Below are 22,476 nucleotides of genomic sequence, written 5' to 3' on the forward strand. Positions count from 1 at the left end.
TATTCTGTTTCATTTTTCTTACGTTGTTTTGTATTTAAAACAACCACAAGATCTTGTCCGTGACAAGGTCCATTTGCAAAAATTCTGACGCACGCTAAACAGAGAACCTTCGCATTCCAGAATGAAATGGCACGCAAACGATGACCGAATCAAAGGGTACACAGAAACCCCGTTACAAAGCTCCCGCTCTAGCAAAAGGGTTGGAAATTCTCGAACTGCTTGCCTCAGCCCCTCGACCGTTCACCTTGAGCGGTATCTCAGAACGAATAGAGCGGTCCCGTAGCGAGATATTCCGGATGGTCCAGGACCTCGAGACCCTGGGCTATATCCGCCGCAGCGCTTCCGATGATGGCTACGAAATAACCAACAAGCTCTTCACACTTGGGCTAGAACAACCACCAGTCACGACCCTGCTGGAAGCGGCTCTGCCCGAAATGCGCCGTTTTGTGTTGATCGCCAACCAATCGTGCCACCTCGCCATTCCATTTGACGGCGAGATTGTCGTGATCGCCAGGATCGAGGGCACAGGCCCGGTCAACTTCGCCGTCCGTGTCGGTCACCGGCAGGCAATGCATCATTCCAATTCCGGCATCATTCTGTACGCCCACCAACCTGCCGACGTACAGAAGGCCTGGGTCAAGGAGATGGAAAACCTGAAGCCCCGCCTCAACCGCAAATCCCTGGCCGCCAAGGCGGAGCAGGCAAGAAAGCAAGGATATCTGGCCCGCGAAAGTAATTTCATTCGTGGCGTTACAGACCTTGGCGCGCCTATCATGCGCGGCGGGCGCGCAATAGCGTCCTTGACGTCTCCCTGCGTATCTCGGATCGACGCGGGGGACGACGTCGGACTTCCGATTGAATTGATCATCGAATGCGCCGGCGCGATTTCCCGGGAAGTTTCTGCGGCCTCCGGGTAAGCAATCGAGTCTTGCCACATCATACTGGTCGCCGAACTCGGAGGTTGTGCTTTTAGAGCAGATCAGTATGGTATCACCAAGGAAACAGGCGCTCAAATACGAAGCAAGCTTGTTCGAGGAGGATACCATGTCTTTCAGACTTCTTGGTGGGGTGATTTTTCTGGCCATGGCGATGCCGCTTCCCGCAGCGCAGGCCAGCGACAATAAGCTACCCAACATCGTCTATATCCTGACTGATGATCAAGGATGGGGTGATCTCGCGGCCTACGGTCACGACCGCGTAAAGACCCCCCACCTCGACGCCCTCGCCAGGGAGGGCATGCTGTTTACACAATTCTACGCCGGCTCACCGGTCTGCTCGCCAAGTCGGGCGTCAATTCTCTCGGGCCGTTTCGCACCTGAGACCGGCATCCATTATGCGATCGGGGGTCCGGGAGGCGCGTTCCTGAATTCCCGACCCTGGTTCGACGCTGACCAGACTACTCTGTATGACGTCTTCCGTGACGCTGGATATACGGTCGGCCATTTCGGCAAATGGCATCTCGGCGGAAAAGTCGATGCTGGCACAGCCCCGCCGCCGGAAGCCTATGGCATTGATGTCAGCGCCACGACGAACAGCACCGGAGCACCATTGCGTCGCGGGGCGGCAATAGTCGTCGAAGACACGTTGGGCGATGTTGATACTCCGAACAAGCTGCCACGTTCGGATTCTACACAAGTCATTGTTGAAAACTCGATTGATTTTATCGCAGCCAACAAGGAAGGACCGTTCTTCGTTTCTCTATGGACACTGGAACCGCATTCGGTTCTTGATCCGACTCCGGAACAAATGGAGCCCTATCTTTATTATACCCACCCGAATGTTGTCGATCGCCTGAAAAGTTCCGAAACGGTTTACTATGCGAGCCTGACGAATATCGATACCCAGATAGGCAAGCTGTTTGATTATCTGGAGGCGGAAGGCCTTGAGGACAACACGATAGTCGTTTTCACCAGTGATAACGGCCCCTCGCCGCTCTGGTCCCTGGGCACCGGGCATGCTGGTGCCGGCCAGGCAGGACCGTTTCGGGGCACCAAGGGTTCGCTGTATGAAGGTGGTATTCGGGTCCCGTTCATTGTGCGCTGGCCTGGGCAGGTTCCGGCGGACACAATCAATGTCGAAACCGTCCTCAGCAGTATCGACATGATGGCAACCCTGACAGGCTTGGCGGGTCTGAATGCACAATTGCCCGCCAATGATGGCGAGGATCTCAGTGCTGCACTTCGAACCGGTACTGGCGAGCGCTCTTCTCCGCTGTTCTGGGAATATCGCGCCGGCAGTTGGGGCCGTGATATCCAGAGATCACCACGCCTTGCGATGCGGGATGGCGACTGGAAACTCTTGATGAATCCGGATGGCAGCCGCGTCGAACTCTACAATCTGGCCCGGTACCCGGATGAGACCGGCAATGTCGCGGACTATGAAACTGCCCGGCTGGAAATCATGACGCAGCAGCTGATGGGTTGGTATAACTCCAAAGTGCCGGATCACGACAAGGCAATGCCCCACACCGGCAAGAAGTCCTGGCGATCGCCGCCGCTCTCAGTTGAATAGGCCGGAACCAGCCGCACTGGTTCGCAGAGCGCTGAAGAAATGGAGGGAGTGACGGAAACCATGTCCAATAATCTCTTAGAAAACACAATTGGATTTCGCATCCCGGCGATTGTGTATGTACTCAGCATAATCGCTTTCACACTGATTGCGGCGTCAGCTTGCTCCGCGTCACCTGAACGGGCAGAGCACCGCTTGCCAAATATTATCATAATGTATGCGGATGATTTGGGTTACGGCGATATCGGGGCTTATGGTGCGACTGCGATATCCACGCCGAATATTGATGCTCTTGCAAAGTCGGGAATTCAATTCATGGATGCCCACGCCTCGGCGGCGACATGCACGCCGTCGCGCTATTCGCTGCTGACCGGCGAATACGCATTTCGCAGGCAGGCGCAGATCTTGCGCGGTGATGCGCCGGCACTGATACGCCCGGGGCAGCCCACCCTTGCCAGCATGCTCAAAAGCAGAGGCTACACTACCGCTGTTGTCGGGAAGTGGCATTTGGGGCTTGGGGACGACAATGTCGACTGGAACGGTCCGGTCAAGCCTGGACCGCTGGAGGTTGGATTTGACTATTCATTTCTGTTACCGGCGACGGGGGATCGCGTCCCCACGGTTTATGTCGAGAATCACCATGTCGTCGGCCTTGAAGCCGATGACCCCCTGCAAGTCAGCTACCAGGAGAAAATTGGAGATCGACCGGTTGGTTACGAGAATCCCGACCTCTTGAGACAGGGTGCAGACAAGTTGCATTCCGGGTCGATCGTCAACGGCATCTCCCGCATTGGTTACATGGAGGGAGGCAAGGCTGCGGAATGGGTCGACGAGGATTTTCCCGATATCTTCACGGGCAAGGCCATTGATTTTATCCGTGCAAACAAGGAAGGGCCCTTTTTTCTATATTTCCCTTTCCACGACCCGCATGTTCCACGCCTGCCACACAAGAGATTCCAGGGATCTACACAGCTTGGCGCACGCGGTGATGCTATCGTGCAACTGGATTGGATGACCGGGCAGATTGTTGCCGAGCTTCGCAGACTTGGTATCGAGGAAGACACGCTGATCGTGTTCAGCAGTGACAATGGTCCTGTTCTCAATGATGGGTACGAAGATCGATCCGTGGAATTACTGGGCGATCACAAGCCCGCTGGTCCATTAAGGGGGGGCAAATACAGTGCGTTCGAAGCAGGCGCCCGTGTGCCGACACTGTTGACCTGGCCGGGAGCTGTAGACCCTGCGATTAGCGACGCTCTTGTGTCTCAGGTAGATTTCTATGCTTCCTTCGCGGCGCTTGTAGGGTCGGAATTGAGACCAACCGAGGCGATAGATAGCGAGAATGTCCTGGATGCCTTGCTGGGAAACTCCCGGCAGGGGCGTATCACGCTTTTCAAACAATCCCTTGGCCCGGACTCGTTGCGGAGCGCAAGATACAAATACATATCCCCTGTACCGGCCCTATCGCCCTCTTTACAGGCCATCGAGCAGAAAAAGGGTGTCGAAACCGGTCAAAGCGTTGAGCCTCAACTATACGACTTATCTAACGATTTGGGCGAAAGAGTTGATATCGCCGCTGAACATCCGGAAATCGTTGAAGAGATGCAGCGTGCGATAGACGCGATCCGCCAGCGATCAAACAGCCCCTAGCTTGTCGGATAAAAGCCCAGTTTTCCTTTCTCTCTGTACACAAGTTTTTCAAGATGACTTTTTCCAGTCACCGGCGCCGCTATCAGAACCGGGGATTTAAAATTGGTGGAACGATTTGAGGACGGAGCGACACATCTGTTCGACCTAGGCACCGATCCTGGGGAACGAACCGATTTGTCCTCAGCGATGCCCGGCGAAGCACGGCAGCTGCAAAGAGAACTGCATGACTGGTACGGTGAAACGGATGCCGAGTTCCTTCAGCCTTTGACCGGTACAGGGCCCCTGCCATGGCGTCCCGACGCCGAATGAAACATAAATTTTGACGCTGATCGTTTCCTGAACCGTCAGCGTTCCAATATTGAAAACTCTTGATCAACACCTTGAACCGACTCAGTTGGAAGAGATGATAATTTCCGCCGGCTCAAGACGGTCCCCATGGGCGCGCAACATAATTTTCCCCGGTGAGCTATCGGCCTGGATGATGGCAATTGCCTTCCCGTTAAACAGTCTTCTTCTTTTCGCGATGAATGGTTCGAGCGAGGCAGCATCGCCATTTCCAACGGCCGCCAATCTGCCCGCTCCTTCTATCTCGAAATCAATCATTGGTTCAGCAGTAGGGTCAGGGTTACCGTTCTCATCGACCACTGTAACCGTGACATAGGCGAGATCCTGGCCGTCTGCAGAAATCGTCTTGCGGTCTGCCGAGAGAGAAATCCTGACTGGTGTTTCAGCCGTGCTGACAGTCTTCTCCGCCACCTTTTTTCCGTCCGTATACGCGACGACACGCAGCTCACCCGGCTCGTAGGCGACGTTCCAGGAGACGCGATAGGGGGACTCAAAATAGTCGGCGTCGAGGCGACTTGAGTTGATCGGCAACGACACAAGGTCGACACCTTTTCTCCGCTTGCCGAGGGATTTCCCATTCAGGAACAACTCGACCACCTCGGCATTTGTATAGGCCATGACAGGAATCTCCTGCCCTAAACGCCCTTCCCAGTTCCAGTGCGGCAAAACATGCACCATTGGCTTCGTCGACCACTGGCTTTGATAAAGATAGAATCTGTCTTTTGGAAATCCTGCCAGATCGACAGCTCCAAAATAGGAGCTGCGGGCCGGCCAGTCATCATTCCAATAACCATTGGTGAAGTTGTCACTGCCGCCATATGGGGTGGGCTCGCCGATATAATCTATTCCCGTCCACATATACTCACCGAGAATCGAGTCCGTCTTTTCCAGAAAGTGCCATTCAATATCCGGTGGGTAGGCCCATGGCGGCCCTATCAGATCGTATTCCGTGAGGCGATAGGTTGGATGCTTTTCATAAGTCTCCAGTGGCAGGTGATACGTGCCGCGCGAACTCGTTGTGGACGCTGTTTCGCTGCCGTAAACAATCATGTCCGGATAAGACTCCCGGACCTCTTCATAATGCATCGGCGTATAATTCAAACCTACAATATCAACCTCTGCAGCCAGACCCTTCTCTAATGCAGCCGGATAGTGGTTGAACCCCGCTGTCGTCGGCCTTGTTGTGTCATGTTGTTTGGCGATCTGTGACAGCATCCTGCCTGTTTCCCAGCCATCATCCGCACTTTGTTCCATTATTTCGTTGCCGATACTCCACATGATTACCGATGGGTTGTTTCGGAACTGCTTGATCATTGCTGACAGATCGCGTTCGTGCCATTCGTCGAAATGGATATTATAGCTTTGGCCGGCGCCGCGCTTGGGAAGCTTCCACACGTCAAAGGCCTCGGCAATAACAAGCAATCCCATTTCGTCGGCAAGCTCGACAAGTATCGGCGACGGCATGTTATGGGTCGTGCGGACAGAGTTTGCTCCCATGTCCTTCATGACTTGCAGCTTGCGTTCTATTGCCCGGCGGTTTGCAACAGCGCCGAGTGGTCCATTGTCATGATGAAGACAAACGCCCTGCAATTGAACGCGACGTCCATTCAGAAAGAACCCGGCGTCTTTCGTGAATTCTATGGTCCGGAACCCGAGTGGAAATTCACTCCTGTCGATTTGCACTCCCTCTTTCTCGAGCACCAGCTCAACGCGGTAGAGATACGGGTCCTCGATGCCCCACATGCGCGGGGCCTGAACAGTCAGATCGACGTCCAGTGGGCCTGAAAAGTCGCTGCCGGGAAGGTTTGTTGTCGAGCGAGCGACCTCTTCCCCGTCAGCGTCAAGAGCAGTGGCAACAAGTTGCGTAAGGTCGCCAGCACCATGCTCGTTGTCGATGACGGCGATGATGGAAACAATCGCTTCGTTTTCCCCCATTATCGGCGTCGTAATCACTGTTTCCGTGTCGTTCAGATGTACCGGCTCGTCTACTTCCAGCCAGACGTCGCGATACAGCCCCGCCCCCGAATACCATCGCGACCCAAAATCTTTTGGTGACAACCTGACAGTGATAGTGTTCTCATCGCCGGGTTTCACAAGGTCGGATATATCATATTCGAAGCCGACATATCCGTTCGGCCGCTCGCCCACGAATGTGCCGTTGACCCAGACCTGACTGTTCTCCATCGCACCGTCGAACTCGACGGAAACAATCTTCTCGGAGACGTTCGCCGGCAAGGTGAACTGCTTGCGGTACCAACCGGTGCCCACGATGGGCAGTCCACCAGTGCGCGCATTGAAGCGGATGTCAAAAGGCCCTTCGATAGCCCAATCGTGAGGCAGATCCACGGTTTTCCAGTCAGCATCATGGGGCGGCATCTCGGATGCGGGTTGATGGGTTGCCCGCACGAATTCCCAGTCTTCGTTGAACAAGACACGCTCACCAGTCGATCCGTACGCCGGCGACGAAGCCAGGAAAGCGATCGCGGCAATTGATGCCGTGTAGTGACGTCTCTTCATGTCCGTTCCTTCATGCTACATGCAATTCTTTTCTGCCAGGGACAAATCAGAATGCGCTCCCGAAAGCCCCTCCGGCAAACAGTACCCCTTGCCGGGAGATCTGGATTACTTATCGATGACACCGAACTGGTCTCAATTTCCATGCAGAACCCTGAGCCCCCCCCAGTCGGTATGCGGCACATCCTGAGGCCACGGATCGACATAAGTGCGCTCCGCCCAGGCTTCCCACTGATTGACCATTGTCTGAAGCCGGTCCGGATATTGCCCGGCCAGATCATTCATCTCGGTACGGTCATTTTCAATGTCATATAGCTCCCAGCCCATTGTAAGGCGCGAGACCGCTTTCCAGCGGCCGTCTCGCACAGCGCGATTACCCTCATGTTCCCAGAATAGCGGCTGGCCACGATCCAGCGTATCGCCGACGAGCGCCGGCAGCAGGCTTACGCCTTCGGTCGGCAGGCGTTCGATCCCATTGAAGGCGGCCGGATAGGCCGCATCTGCTGCATCAAGGGACGTCGCCATGACATCGATGACGTGGCCCGGCTCTTTATAGAAGGCGCCGCGCATATCCTCCGCGATACCGTCAGGCCAGTGCAGGATCATCGGGGTCGCAATACCCCCCTCAGCGGTGAAGTGTTTGAAGTAGCGATAGGGCGTGTTCTGTAACGCTGCCCAGTTCATGCCCGTGAAGACATTGCTTTTGCGCCCGCCAAGAGGCAGTTCACCATCGGTGCGGCCCGCCGGACCAGATTCGGCATTGGCACCATTGTCAGACATAATCAGGATGATGGTGTTGTCCAGATCTCCCGTTTCCTCGAGATGGCGGACGAGATCGCCCACAGACAGGTCAATACGGGATATCATGGCTGCATAAATGGCCATCATGTGATCGAAGCGATCTTTTTGCTCATCGCTCAACTCGTCCCACTCAAATGTATCCGGCAGCAAAGGCGTCAGCGCCGACGTCTTCTCTTCGAACAACCCCATTTCAAGCTGGCGGCGATAACGCTTTTCGCGCAGCGGCTCCCAGCCCGTCATGTACTGACCGCGAAACCGGGAAATGTCCTCCTGCGGCGCCATCAGAGGAAAATGCGGCGCGTGATGAGAGAGGTAGAGGAAGAATGGCTTGCCCGCCGCACGGGCCTCGTCGATATATCTGATGCCCCAGCGCGTCCACAGATCGGTGCTGTACCATTCATCCTCTCCGAAGATTTCGTCTGTTGTTGGAAAAACCTTGCCATCGACATAAAGTGTGCGACGAGAATCGTTTTCCTGTTGTCTCCTTGGAGGCTGGCCTTTGAAGAAGATGCCGCCAAGTTCAGACGTCATAGAGCGATCAAAACCGCGCTCCCACGGCGTCGAGTACTCCAAAAGAGACAGATGCCACTTGCCCGTTATCGCAGTGAAATAACCCTCTTCCCGCAACAGTTCCGGGATCGTTACACTGCGCTCCAGCAGACGGCCACGCGTCCCGCGAGACTCAGGGAGGCGCAAACTTGGAAGATGACCCATGCCAGCCTGATGCGGGTACAGGCCTGTCAGCAAGGAGGCACGTGTTGAGCTACAGCGGGCAGTATTGTAGAACTGCGTGAACCTTACACCATCGTTCGCCAGAGCATCGATATTCGGCGTCGGTATCTCGCCACCATAGCTGCCGAAATCAGAAAACCCCATGTCATCGACAAGAATGATCACAATGTTGGGACGGTCTGCGCGTCCGGCTAGTTCAGATTCATCAATGGGTTCTGCTGCATAGGCAAAAATGCAGGAAGCAATTATGGTAATCGCAGGGATAGCTCTTTTCAACATAGAGGATTCTTACCTCAATAGATCGGACGGACAAGCCTTGGCTTGAAGAAAAGGGCCGGCAGCCTTGAGCAAGACTGCCGGCCGAGGCAGTGCTTCAGGGAGGGAAATTAACGCCAGGGAAGCACTGTAAACTGAATATGCGTTTTCAGGACCGTAGCCCTTTATCGCAGGTTGGGTTTCCATGGATATCGTCGTCGTTCTGTACAGTGATATTCTAGTCATCGAAGCACCCCGCGGTGCGCCTGAAGCCATGCAAGGTGAGACCGGGGCAAGCACTCGACCCACAATGACCGATAGAGTGACGCGTCGTGAGGCGGACATGAGAATCCCAAGGATTTTCAACCTGAAGATTGCGCCCCTCACATCGCCAGCTCGAAGCGGTCACCCGGTATTGCCACAATTTTCTCTTGCCCCTCCGGGCACTCGAGCCCACTTTCATTGATGCATTTCTCATACTAACGATTTACTCCCAATAAACCCATCCTTTTCTCTGAACCGGTTGTGTATATTCATACTTCCAACAGAAGGACAGATATGTGTGGCCCGGACAGTTCAGACCGCACATATCGCAACCGCGAAAACACCTAGTTCACATCATAGATTTTCCAGCGAGTCCAAGTCCCGAGCTTGGAGGTTTCATCGAGCCTCACGATGTTGCCCTGACTGTCAGGATAGCCAATCAGCCACCGCTGATAGTTTTTATTTTCGATCCGGAACCGGGTCAGGTCACCATCAACCGGTTTCAGATACCACCGGTCGGTGTCCGGAACGGAGCCGCTGTCCGCTACAACTTCGACATCGGTATTAGAATTTGCAGAAAGACGCTTGCCGTCCCAGGCATTCACGATTTTGTAGGTGCCGTCCGAAAGCGGTACATACTTCCATTGGTGCGCTGTACCAGTGGCCGGAGACAGCTCCACATCCGTGGCGAACTGACGCAAATTGCTGCCATGGGCCTGAACTTGAGTGATGGTGTACACCGGAGAGGCAGCGGAACTGACCAGAACGTCAACGTCGACACCGTCGAACTTGAACAGGCTCGGCGTGACGATTTCCGATAGCGCCTGATAGACATAGCCGCTTGGGGGCGTCGACGCACTGCCAGCCGGCATTGCATAGCCGAGAAGCTCCCATCCATCTGCCGTGCCGTCGTAGGGGCGCAGGATCTCATCTACGCCATAGGGCTCTGTGAGCGTGTAGGGGTTGGTAGTGATGAAGGACTCTCCGGTCGGTGCCTCGACCCGGAACAATGGAACAGAGTCATTGACCGGTTGCGCATACAGACGAAATTGCAGGTCGCCTGCGCTGCTGTCAGTTGAGACCGGGCCATCTTCGTCACCATACCAGGCGATCAGGTCGGCATCGGTCTCGGAAAAATCGAGCAAGCCATAATCCGTCTTGGCCGCGAGGTCATTGTCCTCGATCGCAGCAAGCACGTCCACCCGGTCACCGACCACGAAATAGTACCGAACCCAGGCCCCCTTTCCGACTGGCAGGTTGATCCTCCGTATACCTTCTGCGACCATGTAGTTTCGCCAATTGGTATCGTTTGTCCCGCCGCTCGTGCCACCGGCGAACCCGATGCGCATGAGACTTGGCGCAGGTTGCCATGATGGCCGGGGGGATTTGTCACCGCCGAATACAAGGCCAAGAGTGTTCCCATCTGAACTGTTCTTGTCAGTAAACAGCACCCAGCCATCGGAGTCCGCATAGCTATAAGGATCCGCGAAACCTCCACTGGTTTTGCTCACCAGGCTTCCGGATTGCATTATCTGGTACTCACCGAATTCCGACGTCCTTGCACCACCCCATGGGAAGTTGAAGAAATTCAGCTCATTGTCCGAAAAATTATAGACCGCCGCAGTGACCTCGATAATCCCATCACCGACATCCCTGTATTTGTAATAGCTTATGGCATGAGAGGGATGATAGCTGGGGATATGGGCCTGGTTCATCCAGTGTGCCGTCACATAGGAGTTGCTCTCGGTAATCGTGCCATTCACCAGAGCAGGATTGTAGAACGGCTCCGTCAGATAGCTATTGTCTTTAAGGTAAACGCCGGAGCCATGCATGAAATAGGGATAGCCTATTGGTTTGAAAGTATTGTTCAGCGTCGTGTTAACCGCCACGGTCTGCCAGACTTCATCAATCCAGGGCGCCCATTCCTTCGCATGTCCAGCCGGACCTTCAGACGTACCACGATATTGCGGCGGCATGATCTCGCCGGACTGGGAGATGAAGGAATAGACCTGCCCGCCCTTGCCGATGCGGATGTCCCAGTCCTTGCTGTTGTCTGAGTTGTCGTGGCTGAGGCGGTGCTGGAAGACATGATCTTCCCCCCAGTTAAGCCACCAGCTGGAGCCCGAGGAAGAATAGGTGTCGGTTTCAGAATGGGTACCGCCCAGCACGGTGGCAAAGGGCGAGTCCGGCAGGACATTTTCCAGTCTGGGGTCCTGCGCCATGGCGGGCCCCGCCAATAGGGCGGCAATCCCCGCCCCGACACTCAATCGGATTGATTTCTTCATGGGTTCCTCCTGTTGATTAACATATTTTCCCTGTACTGATTTTTTTGGCTCCGTTTTATGGTTTTCTTCCAGCACAAGAAATTGCCAAGGCTTATAGCCTCACGGGCACATCTCCAACGGACATGCAAACGCGGCGGACATTCACAAAAGCCGCTCATATATGATACACTGTTTTTAAATTGACTCAACCGGAAATCTTGTGAAGTTACCGGTCACATTTGCGTTGGCGCAGTACTGTATTTGCAATCCACACCGCAGCCATCCAGGGAAAAGCCATCCGGGATGGTGGATCAGCATTCCGGGACAGTCGAGGCACCAAGGCCGCTTCAGTGCAAAAAGAGCAATATCCGCGTACCGATGGACGCATCCGACATTACCTGCGTTGGTCTTCACGCCTTGTGAACGTGATGCGCTCTAAACCCGTAAATGGCGATCACGACAAAACACAGCAAGGGCAGCAGGAACGAAGTCTTGACCGAAGGAATGGATCCGAGAATCGGGGCCGCGTCGATCATCGACCCCTGCAGTGGCGGCATCAATGCCCCCCCAACAATTGCCATGACAAGCCCGGCCGAGCCAAGGCTTGCGTCATCGCCGAGGTCTTTCAGGGCAATGCCGTATATCGTCGGGAACATCAGCGACATGCAAGCCGATATGCCTATCAAGGAATACAGACCGGCCATGCCATCGAGGAATACCGCGCCAGCCGAGGTTGCGATACCGGCGAGCGCGAGCACCATCAGGAGGTTCCCGGGACGGATGAACCCGAGCAGGAACGTACAGATAAAACGACTGGCCAGGAATATGACCATGGCGATCATGTTGTAGCCCTGCGCTTCTGACGCACTGAGCCCGAGAACTGTCATGCCGTAGTGAATGATGAAGGTCCAGCACATGATCTGGGCACCGACGTAAAAGGCCTGTGTTATGACCCCTTCGACATATCGCTTGTTCGTCAGCAATCGACCGAATGTGGCGCCGGTCTCACCAACTGTCAGCGGATTGTCGTGAGACATGGTTTTGGGCAACTTTGCCAGCAGAAATACAAAGAACAGCAGCGCGACCACGATCGCGATAGTCAGATAGGGTCCGCGTACGGTCACAAGGTCGGCAGCCTGCATGGCCTCGAATGCCGCGGGATTGTTAACGGAGAAATCCTGCAGCGCCTGAGTCAGCTTGCCATCGACGACCGATGGCAGCTGGTCGGCATATTCGGGATGGGCCGCACGTTCGGTAGCCCTGAATTCCTCAACCTGAAGCTTATTCAGAATGAATGTCGAGGCGACAAACATACCGGTTAACGATCCAATCGGATTGAATGCCTGGGCGAGGTTAAGGCGTCTGGTTGCCGTCTCTGGATCGCCCATCGAAAGAATGTATGGGTTCGCCGTCGTCTCCAGCAGAGCCAGTCCGCAGGTGAGCACGCACAAGGCAATCAGGAAATAGTTGAACTCTTGAAAGATACTCGCTGGCAAGAATATCAGTGCACCAATTGCATATAGGGCGAGACCAAGCAGGATGCCGGCCTTGTAGGAAAAGCGCCGGATGAAAAGCGCTGCTGGAATCGCCATGATTCCATAGCCAAGATAAAACGCGAACTGCACCATGCTGCTCTGGGCATTGGTGATAAGGAAGATGTCCTTGAACGCCCGAACCAGCGGATTAGTCACATCATTTGCAAATCCCCACAGAGGAAAGAGCAATGCCACCAACGCAAAGGGAAGTAAAAAGCGCCGTTCAAGGATTTTTGGACGTACGGTTTTCCCGGCTGCGTTTTCTGCCCGTGCGACCTTATCCATCACTGCGATTCCTCTCTGCGGCAGTTTTGCTAACCGCCTTTTTGTATTTTATATATGATCAAATTATTTATAGATGAGACTTCTTGATGTAAACACAAACTCCGCTTGATCATTTTTTCTCGCCAACCCGCCACGAAGAGCAGATCGGGATACTCACTCCATGATCACCACCCCTTGCCAAATAGAGAACAACCACAACATGGCGCCTCTATTTGCAGACCCCCTCTTGATCGTACCCGTCAATCCACCAGCCTCAGGGTTACATCCGTCAGGGAGAAAAATGCCGTGTAGTCCTGCCTTGGGCGAATGGTCAGGTCATACACCCCGGGTTTATCGAAGGAAACAATTCCGACGTGATGATCCAGGATAGGTACGGGACGATTCTGCGGAAAATCACCTGCACCCGAAGCCGTCTGGACGATCTGGAACTCGACCAGGTTATCGCCAACCTCGATCAGGCCCTCATTGCCTGCACTGTCTGCGTTGGCAGCATAGCTGAGGGTCACCTGATACTCTCCGGGCGCCTCGACGCGCAGCGGCCAGGTTGCCGTATCGGCTTGCGTTTTCTGCCCGATGACCGCCTGATGATGCTTCCAGTCGCCGAAATAGAGATAATAGCTCAACTTTTCAGCGCGGGCATTTCCGGAAAACTCGGCCCAATTGGGCGATAGCCTGCCGGGTATCTCCGGATCGGCGCTGACAATAACCGGAACATCCCACTCATTGTCTGCCAGAAACCCGTCATAATCGACCCGGATGACTGGCGCTTTGAGATCTTTCAAGTCCTTGGGAAGAGAGATGTAGAGATTGTCGCCATCTTTGCGGTAGGTGACCGGCTCTCTGCTTTCGAGGACGCCAGCCGCCAGAACCGCCGTGTCCATATAAGGCACCATGATTTCTCCCGAGGCCGGTACATGAAAGACATGGAGGTATAGACTGCCGGGCCTGTGAGTGATTGCACCCCATGGTACCGGGCCGACTGGAGAGCCTTTGGTTCCGTATATCGACTCACCATTTTTATCCAGCCATGCGCCGACCTGCCGGAATCTCTTTGCCGATCCTTCGGGCAGGTTTCCGTTTCCGTCGGGGCCTATGTTGACCATCAAATTGCCGTTGAGGCTGGCAGCCGTCGCGAGTTTATGCAGCAGGTCGGTCGTCGACTTGAAGTTCGTGTCAAACCGCGAATACCCCCAGCTGTCATTGTGCGTATAGATGGCTTCCCAGGCTATATCGGTGATCGGCCGCTGCGGCATCTCACCATCGCTGAGCGTGAGGAAATCTCCGAATCCGTTGCCGACCCTGCTGGACACCAGGGTTGCCGGTTGCAGGTCTTCGACCCAGTTGGCAAAGGCCTCTGACTCAGCTGGCGTCGCATCGCCGGGGGTGTCAAACCAGACAATGCCGACGTCACCATAGCCGGTGAGAAGTTCCTCGATTTGCGGCAAGGCCTTCGTCTCCTGATAGGTGGAGAAGGTCTTCGTATCCGGATCGAATTCCCAGTCGTTGCCTCCGGCGTTGGGGTCTGTCCAGTCCTGATACTGGGAATAGTAGAAGCCAAGGCGAACTTCGCTGTCCGCCGCTGCGTCAGCAAGCTCCTTTAAAGGATCGCGACCAAATTGTGTTGCGTCGACAATATCGAACTGACCGACCGCCGAGTCATACATCGCAAAGCCATCATGGTGCTTTGCCGTGATGACAATGTATTTGACGCCAGACTCTTCGGCAAAGTCGATCCACTCATTGGCGTCGAATTCAGTCGGATTGAAGTCATTGACCAGAGCACTGTATTCTTCCGTATTTGTCCTTGTACGGCGCATGAGCCATTCAGTGATGCCATAATGCCGCTCGCCCTGCCAGTCGCCCGCCGCTTCGGAGTAGAGACCCCAGTGAATGAAAAGGCCGAAGCGGCCATCTTCATACCAGTCAGTCTTGCTCTCTTGAAAACCTTCCACGTTATCCCAGTTCCCGGGCGCCTGGAATTCCACCGTGGTTGCCGCTTCTGACTGAACCGTTTCATCCCGGGCCTCTTCCGAGCAGCCCGCCAAGAGAGCCAATGCTATGGCACTCGCCGTCAGGGCCTTGGTCCGACACAGTAAGTGAGATGTATTAGTTTTCAGAACCGTCATCGCGAATTGCGCTCCTTTGATATTGCGGCCTTCGGTAAGTCGGACGGAAGAGTCGATTGCCACACGGCGAATTCCGCACTCATCGCCTCCGCAATGTCCGGATAATCATTGGCCAGATTGATTTCCTCATACGGATCCTGCTCGACGTTGAACAGCAGGACACTGCCATCGACCTGCCGGATATACTTCCACTTGCCATCACGCATCGCCGCCCAGACCTGACGCGGCGCACCGTCCTCGGATGCCGGCCCCAGACGTTGCCAGAATAGCGGCTTTTGCCTCTCGAATGCAGCCCCCCGGAGTGCCGGAAGGACGTTCTGTCCGTCCGGTTGATATCCCGAGGGTAACTCCGCCTGCGCAATCCCGGCAAACGTCGGAAACAGATCGACCGCATTCAAGACGGATTGAGCATCAACAGCGCCTTGCGGAACGACACCCGGCCAGGAGACGAGAAAGGGTACGCGAATGCCACCTTCATAGAGATCACGTTTCTTGCCTCGCAACCCGGCTGTCGTCCCCACACTGAAGTAACGGCCAAGAGGGTCGCGTCCCTCGACGGCTGCATCCGGATCGGTTGTGAGATATCGTTCGCTCTCGTCAGCCGTCACCTCGGGCCCATTATCGCTGGAAAAAATGATGATCGTATTTTCCCGCAAGCCCAATGCGTCAAGACGGTCCATCACCTGACCGACCCCATCATCTGCGGACGACACCGTCGCCGCATAGATTTGAGCCTGTTCATCCATATGCGCATAGGCTTTGACCTGCGCCGGGTCCGGGTAATGAGGGGTATGGGTTTCATGGATCCACAGGTTCAGAAAGAAGGCTTGATCCTTGTGGGCGTCAATGAAATCGAGGGCGTCGCTGAAGACCGCAACAGCATCGGTCTGCGGACCTGGGCCGTTGAATACGGCATAGTGGTCAAATCCATAGGCTTCGGGTTCAGGGGCATCGGGAATCGGCCGGTTGGTGAGGTGCCACTTCCCGAAATGACCGGTAACATATCCGGTATCCTGCAACACCCGGGCTATCGATGGGGCTTTTGGATCAAGCCAGTCCGGCATGCCGTTGCGTTGATGGTGCTCGACGGTATTGAAATGCTGGAAGATCAAATGTCTGTCTGGGAACTGACCGGTCAGCACTGCCGCGCGGCTTGGCGAGCAGACCGGGCTCGCGACCGTAAACTGCTGGAAGTTTGTGCCTTGTTTCGCCAGTCTGTCGAGATTGGGCGTATTGAACCGGGTGTTTCCGTTAGCGCCGATATCACCGAAACCGAGATCATCGGCAAATATGAAGACAATATTCGGAGTTTGCGCTTCTCGTTTTTCTTGCGACTCAGAAAGCTTTTTCTGAGCCACGCAGCCCAATACGGCCAGGCAGACCAACAGGGCGATGACTGCTCTGCCGACCGCGCGCTTGAAAATGTGGGACACTACTGTCATTGTATTACTTCCCTGGCTAGCAGACCCTCCGCCTGCCCCCTTTTCACAGACTCTCCGTCGAAAGCTGGGTTTTTCAGATACCATTGCGGCTCAGATCGACGCCCAGATACCTCATGACCGTTCGCGCTGGTCGATGAAAAGCGGGGCCGGCCTGGTCGCCGGCCCCGATAGTAAGGGCTACATTTGCGCCCTCAGGGAGAAAATGACGCTCCGGCCCCGATCAAAGTGATCGAGGAAGTTGGTTTCCACGCCGACGAAATCGCGGCGCGTTTCTCCGGTCACGTTCAACCCCTGAACTGTTGCCTGAAGATGATCGTTGAACCGCCAGCGCCCGGTCAGGTCGAGACTGCCGAAGCCTTGGGTGAAGCGGGCATTGTTGTTCTGCGTACCCGTACCAGCCAGCAGACGGAAATAGTCATCCCGATAGGTGTAGGCGGCGCGCAGCGTCACCGGTCCATCTTCATAATAGACTTGGGCATTATAGTTGTTTTCGGAGGATCCCGGGAAACCGAAGCCGGCATCGCCCACATCCTCGTCAAATTCGCTCTTCACGTAAGTGTAGTTTGCCGAGGCACCAAAACCGTGCCACGGGCTCGGCAGGATCGAGAAATCCTGGATAAAACCGATCTCGAAGCCTTGCGCCTGCCCCTTGGAGAAGTTGACCGGCTGACGAATGAGGAACTCCTCGTCCCCCAACCCCTGGATCGTGCCCAGTGTCGACTGGTCGATGATGAAGTCGTTCACGTCCTTGTAAAAGACACTGACGACATAGGCACCGCTTTCATTCGGATACCACTCGAATGTGGCGTCGTAATTCCATGCCGTCATTGGTTTCAGGTCCGGATTCCCGGCCTGGGCGCGACGCACCCCCACCGCATCTGGAAATTCCGGGTCCTCTTCAGCTGGAGAGACCTGGATCCTCGGCGAAAGCTCGTCGAAGTTGGCACGGGACAGGCTGCGACCGGCAGCAAGACGAATGGCGAATTCATCCGACGGCATGAACCGCAAATTGGCAGTCGGCAGATATTCCCAGTTATCGCCTTTGAATTCGACCGCCTGCGGATCATCAAATCCGTCGCCAATCGCCGATCCGGTCGTGGTCAGATCGGTATTGACCGCCCTGATGCCGACATTTCCGTCAAACGGAAGGGAGCCGGCCTCACCGGCGAAACGGGCCTGCCCGTAGAGAGCGAGGACGTTTTCCTCGACGCCGAAAGAGGCCAGGGGGTCAGTGCCGAGATCGTCGCCGGTCGCGGTCAACAGGCCAGGCTGGAACTCTGCGGAGCGATTGATATCGGCCACCCACCACTCTTCAGGGGCAAAACCGTCAATATCGCCGGCGAGACTGGCCAGTTCACCTGTGGCGGCAGCCTGCGAAATCTCTACGGCCGTCGCTCCGGAATTCTGGAACTGTTCCGCTATCGAACGCCGCGAATCCAGATCCGTCTGGGTGTATCGCAGACCACCCTCAAAGGACGTAAAGAAGCCGTCTGTCGGCTCGTATGCGCCATCATAGGAGAAGCCGAGTTGATCGGCCTCAAGGCCGATCTCGCGACCGATACCGAACAGTGCACTATAGCCATCCGGGCTCGTCGCAAGGCTGCCCAATCCAGTCAGATTCGCCACGTCAAATGGCTGCGACGTCAGTACAACGCCGCTGGTATCCCAATTCGCCTGCTGATGGAGCGAAAAACGCAGGTTTTGCATGTACTCGATCGTAGAGAGATACACATCAAAGCGATGGGTAAAGTTGCCCTGTACGTAATCTGCCGAAACGCCGGAAATCAGGTTGTCTGTCTTGTTACGGAAAATCAGGGGCTGGCTGCGCAGTAGCGGCGACAGACCAACGTTGGAGAGATCGATCTGCTGCAGCGTACTATTCTCATCGATGACAACATCATCGGTACGCACGGGGCGGGCCCATGTCCGATTGAAAAGGACGACGAAGTTATTCCGGAAACTGTCCGTATCGATGGACGTGTAGGTCGTGTCGAACGTCAGGGTCAGATCCTCGGAGGGCATCCATTGCGCACCGGCGGAAACCGCCACCCGCTCAATGGCATCGTTGATCGGGTTTACCTGAAATGCCGTTGGCACGAAAAGCGTTTCGGTGCGATCAGCCACACCGTCATTGTTGTCGTCAAGCTGGATGCCCCGCTCGATGGATTGATAATTTACCTGGTCCGTCACCCGGTCTGTGTCACCATACACAGCCGAGATATAGGCTCCGAAATCGCCAGCCCCGTTCTTGAAACCGGCTGCCCCGCTCACACGGTAGCCGAGATCCCGCTCAAGCCCGACCTCCTCGGCACGAACTGTGATATTCGCGAAGGAATTCGCTTTGCTCAGTGCGGGCGAGTCCAGCGGGCGCAGGGTCTTGATATCGACCGCGCCGGCAAGACCGAATTCCGGCGAGGAAGCCATCGGCGTTTTCTGCACTTCGACGCCGGACACGATCTCGGCCGGGAAGGCCCCGATATTGACGGAGCGCAGATTGCCGAGGCCTTCCGTGCCTGAGCTGAGCACCGCGCGGCCATTGACAGTGTTCGTGACGAACTGCGGCCCGAGACCGCGAATTGAAATGCGGTCACCGTCCGTACCCGCTTCATCGCGCTCGACCTGCACGCCAGGGATGCGCTGGACGGCGTCCGTCAAATTGTCGTCGGCAAAATTGCCGATATCTGTGGCAGTAATGGCATCAATGACCGAATCAGCATTCCGCTTTTGCTCTTTGGCATCAAGAATGCTCTGCCGGATGCCCTGGACAACGATCACATCGTCTTCTTCATTGTCATTGTCCTGCGCCAAGGCGCCAGTTGCCAGCATCGTTGTGCTCGCAACAGAGCCCAACAGAAGTGTTTTAATCAAGAATTTCCGGTGCATTTTTGCCCTCCCGCTGCGTGATTGCATTGTTTCCTCCCGCGCGTCCCTATATCATTTTTGAAACGCTGTATCATACATGACATTTCAGAAAGTCTTTTGTCAACCATTAGAGTGGCAGCGATCCAACTTAATGGGGATGTGCTTCCAAAGACACACACAATCTTCAGCGCCTTGAAAGGAAGACAAGTCTGCGTCCACCATCTTTGGCACGGGGCAAGGGATCGCGGAACTATTTCCGGACCTCGTAACAGATGGGAAATTGATATGTCGTCTTCGGCGTAATGTTAACGATACCAGCCGCCAGCATAATGTTAGCGGCCTCCTGATGGACACTTGCAGGATGCCCTTCCCGCATAGTGACGAAGGATCGTTTCAGACAAGCGCACCTCCGTTGAGTTCCCTCTCTGTATACGGATTGATGGGCGCGCCAGGAGCACGGAGATTTTTGGAACCGCACCATAAGATATTGACCCATAGTGTGTTATATGTACTATTGTGTTTTATATATGGCTCGTCTCGGGCCTGAGTCTCTATAATGTCCGAATTTGCGTGGAGCTGGACCATGATCAATAGGCGGAGTTTGTTGAGCCTTGCCGCAACAGGAACCATCGCAGCGACAATGGACGTTACCCATGCGAATGACACGCTGGTTCGCGAGTTCAATGTTGCGCCCGATGGCAATGATGAAAATGACGGATCACCGGCATTGCCGCTTCGTACTATTCAGGAAGCGCAACGCCGGGTGCGCGAAGCCCGAAAGGCCGGTGCCACCGAGAAGATTTTGATTTGGCTCGCCGAAGGCATCTATTCCATTCGCGAGACTCTGGTCTTCAACGCCCTCGACGCCGGCCCGGGCTCCCCTCTGGTTATTCGCGCCAGACCGGGTGCAAGCGTGACGATTTCTGGCGGCGTTCCACTCGACGACTGGCACCTTGCGCCAGCGATCACTGAAGCCCCGCTTTCGAGTCGCGGCAAGATCTGGGTCACGACTCTTCCCCAGGGAATTGGGCGTACCAACACGCTGTTCGATGGCGCAGGGTTGCTCCGTCGCGCCCAGGCGCCCGCCTTCACCCACGCTGACACAGCTGACAACTGGACGGGGACGGAAGAACAGCACATCGCGGTGCGCGTCACTGAAAAAGACAGGCTGCGCAACAGCCTTCAACCGGCCGCACAGGGGGCTCAGGTTAAAATAATCGGCGCTGCTCCGTGGACAATGAATTACCTCAACATAAAATACGCTACCGAAGGCAAAATTTCTTTCGAGGAGAGGTCGTCCTACGCGGCAGCTGCACCAAGACACTATCTCTCCCCCGATTCAGTATATGTCGAGAATACCTTTGCCGGCCTGACTGAACCAGGCAGCTGGGTCATCGATCATGCTCGACGACACATCTACCTCTGGCCGAGATCTGATAGCCCGCGCGGTATAGTCGTCCCCGCGCTCATAGAACTCGTCCGTGTCGAGGGGGATATCCAGTATGATCTGCCCTCTGATAAACCAGTTAGCAACATTCACTTTGCCGATATCACCTTCACCCATGGTGATCGGTATGATTTTTCCGGTCGCACAGGCCTCGGCCTGCAGCATGACTGGGAAAGGTTCGATTCATCAACCGCTCTGGTTCGCTTCCGCGGGGTTGAAGACTGCTCAGTGACTAATTGCGCCTTCCAGCATAGCGGTGGCACCGGCATTCGGGTCGATTTGCATGGCCGCCGCGTTTCCATTCGCAGTAACCGATTTAGGAATTTGGGCGCTTGTGCGATTCTGTTGGCGGGCTATGGCCCAGGCACGAAGGACGTTAATGGTCACAACAGGATCATTGGTAATACAATCGAGAGCATCGGGGAACTCTGGTCGCACAGTTCTGGCATCTGGGCATGGCAGAGCGGGTCCAATGAAATCTCTCACAACGTTTTGAAGAACCTTCCCTATACCGGGATATGCGTATCAGGCCGCATTTCCTTCGATCCAGACGGCACAAACCAATGCAGCCGGACAGTTCGATGGCATGAACTTCAGGAGAGCGATGATCTGGATAGCCTGGAAGACGTGGAGAAATATCTGCATGCGCGAGAGAACATTGTTGCGCAGAATGACATTTCACACGTTCTACAAAAGATAAATGACGGAAATGGAATCTACATTTCTGGCAGCGGCCACGGCAATCTGGTACTGTCCAACTATATCCACGACTGCCCGAGCGAACTTTTCGGCCACGCAATCCGGTGCGATGACCTGCAGGATGAAACGACTATCAGCAGAAACCTGATAGCCAGATTTGGTGGTTCGGGAACAGGTGTTGTTTCAAAGGGCCGAAACCACATCACCTACAATATCATTACAGAACCAGTCGGCAGCATATTGAGAGGAATGATTCTTCTGTCGAAGACCCCTTCGAGTGACTTCCGGGGAGCTGTCATCCAGGGCAATATTCTCATGGGAAATGACGCAAACCAGCCGTTCGTGTATCAGGGAGGCATTGATCGGCTCACAGAAGATGAAGCGGGTGAAATACTCATGGATCGCAATATCTACTTCAATCCCGGTCATCCGCAGGAAGCCGAAGATCACCTTGCCTGGGCGCACGCGCGAAGCCTCGACAGGAATAGTACGGCTGAAGATCCCGGCATCCTCAAAGTCACCAGACACGGACCGGTTCTCGTCCCTGACGCGGTCGCAATGCGGTTCGGATGGGAAAATACCGGCTGAATCAGATAGGTTGTCGCTCAGGACGTTTTGTCGTCAGACTTGCCTAGGGCCAGGACCCGTAGCGAGTAGCATTTGGTTGCGGTGAACTGAACGGCTGCGAGGAAGTTTCTGGCGAGAATGTCATATCTTGTTGCGATGCGCCCGAAATCTTTCAGCCTG

11 protein-coding genes are annotated in these 22,476 nt (G+C 55.0%); 4 read left to right on the plus strand and 7 right to left on the minus strand.

The genetic code is table 11. The features are described from left to right. Positions 1–140: 140 nt before the first annotated feature. The 3 genes from IEV88_RS10350 to IEV88_RS10360 all read left to right on the plus strand — a co-directional run bounded on the left by IEV88_RS10350 (position 141) and on the right by IEV88_RS10360 (position 4,158). Positions 141–917: an IclR family transcriptional regulator gene (locus IEV88_RS10350; RefSeq protein ID WP_188158518.1), complete on the plus strand. Its 777-nt coding sequence runs from the start codon at positions 141–143 to the stop codon at positions 915–917. A 127-nt stretch (positions 918–1,044) separates the two neighbouring features. Continuing rightward, positions 1,045–2,511 carry a sulfatase-like hydrolase/transferase gene (locus IEV88_RS10355; RefSeq protein WP_188158517.1) on the plus strand — a complete coding sequence of 489 codons (1,467 nt, stop codon included), beginning with the start codon at positions 1,045–1,047 and terminating at the stop codon, positions 2,509–2,511. Positions 2,512–2,571: 60 nt separating this feature from the next. Then, positions 2,572–4,158 carry a sulfatase family protein gene (locus tag IEV88_RS10360; RefSeq protein WP_188158516.1) on the plus strand — a complete coding sequence of 529 codons (1,587 nt, stop codon included), beginning with the start codon at positions 2,572–2,574 and terminating at the stop codon, positions 4,156–4,158. A 390-nt stretch (positions 4,159–4,548) separates the two neighbouring features. Here IEV88_RS10360 and IEV88_RS10365 read toward each other — a convergent pair whose 3' ends face one another. The 7 genes from IEV88_RS10365 to IEV88_RS10395 form a co-directional block, all read right to left on the minus strand. Beyond that, the gene (locus IEV88_RS10365; protein WP_188158515.1) at positions 4,549–7,020 is read right to left on the minus strand and encodes a glycoside hydrolase family 2 TIM barrel-domain containing protein; all 2,472 of its coding nucleotides are present in this window, start codon (positions 7,018–7,020) and stop codon (positions 4,549–4,551) included. A gap of 132 nt (positions 7,021–7,152) precedes the next feature. Continuing rightward, positions 7,153–8,829: an arylsulfatase gene (locus IEV88_RS10370; protein WP_188158514.1), complete on the minus strand. Its 1,677-nt coding sequence runs from the start codon at positions 8,827–8,829 to the stop codon at positions 7,153–7,155. Positions 8,830–9,413: 584 nt separating this feature from the next. Continuing rightward, positions 9,414–11,354: an RICIN domain-containing protein gene (locus IEV88_RS10375; RefSeq protein WP_188158513.1), complete on the minus strand. Its 1,941-nt coding sequence runs from the start codon at positions 11,352–11,354 to the stop codon at positions 9,414–9,416. 389 nt (positions 11,355–11,743) lie between these two features. Then, positions 11,744–13,153: an L-fucose:H+ symporter permease gene (gene fucP / locus IEV88_RS10380; RefSeq protein WP_188158512.1), complete on the minus strand. Its 1,410-nt coding sequence runs from the start codon at positions 13,151–13,153 to the stop codon at positions 11,744–11,746. 239 nt (positions 13,154–13,392) lie between these two features. Then, complete coding sequence (locus tag IEV88_RS10385) at positions 13,393–15,279, minus strand: alpha-L-fucosidase (protein ID WP_188158511.1); 1,887 nt, start codon at positions 15,277–15,279, stop codon at positions 13,393–13,395. Beyond that, a complete protein-coding gene (locus IEV88_RS10390) occupies positions 15,276–16,721 on the minus strand; it encodes a sulfatase-like hydrolase/transferase (protein ID WP_188158510.1) in 1,446 nt (481 codons plus the stop codon). Before IEV88_RS10390 ends, IEV88_RS10385 begins: the two co-directional genes overlap by 4 nt. A 177-nt stretch (positions 16,722–16,898) precedes the next feature. After that, entirely contained in the window at positions 16,899–19,547 is a 2,649-nt protein-coding gene (locus IEV88_RS10395; RefSeq protein ID WP_188158509.1) for a TonB-dependent receptor, read from the minus strand. Between the two features lie 619 nt (positions 19,548–20,166). Here IEV88_RS10395 and IEV88_RS10400 point away from each other — a divergent pair. Then, the gene (locus IEV88_RS10400) at positions 20,167–22,317 is read left to right on the plus strand and encodes a right-handed parallel beta-helix repeat-containing protein (protein WP_188158508.1); all 2,151 of its coding nucleotides are present in this window, start codon (positions 20,167–20,169) and stop codon (positions 22,315–22,317) included. The last annotated feature ends 159 nt before the right edge of the window (positions 22,318–22,476 follow it).

This window comes from Aquisalinus flavus (assembly GCF_014640095.1).
GTDB classification, from domain to species: Bacteria; Pseudomonadota; Alphaproteobacteria; order Caulobacterales; family Parvularculaceae; genus Aquisalinus; species Aquisalinus flavus.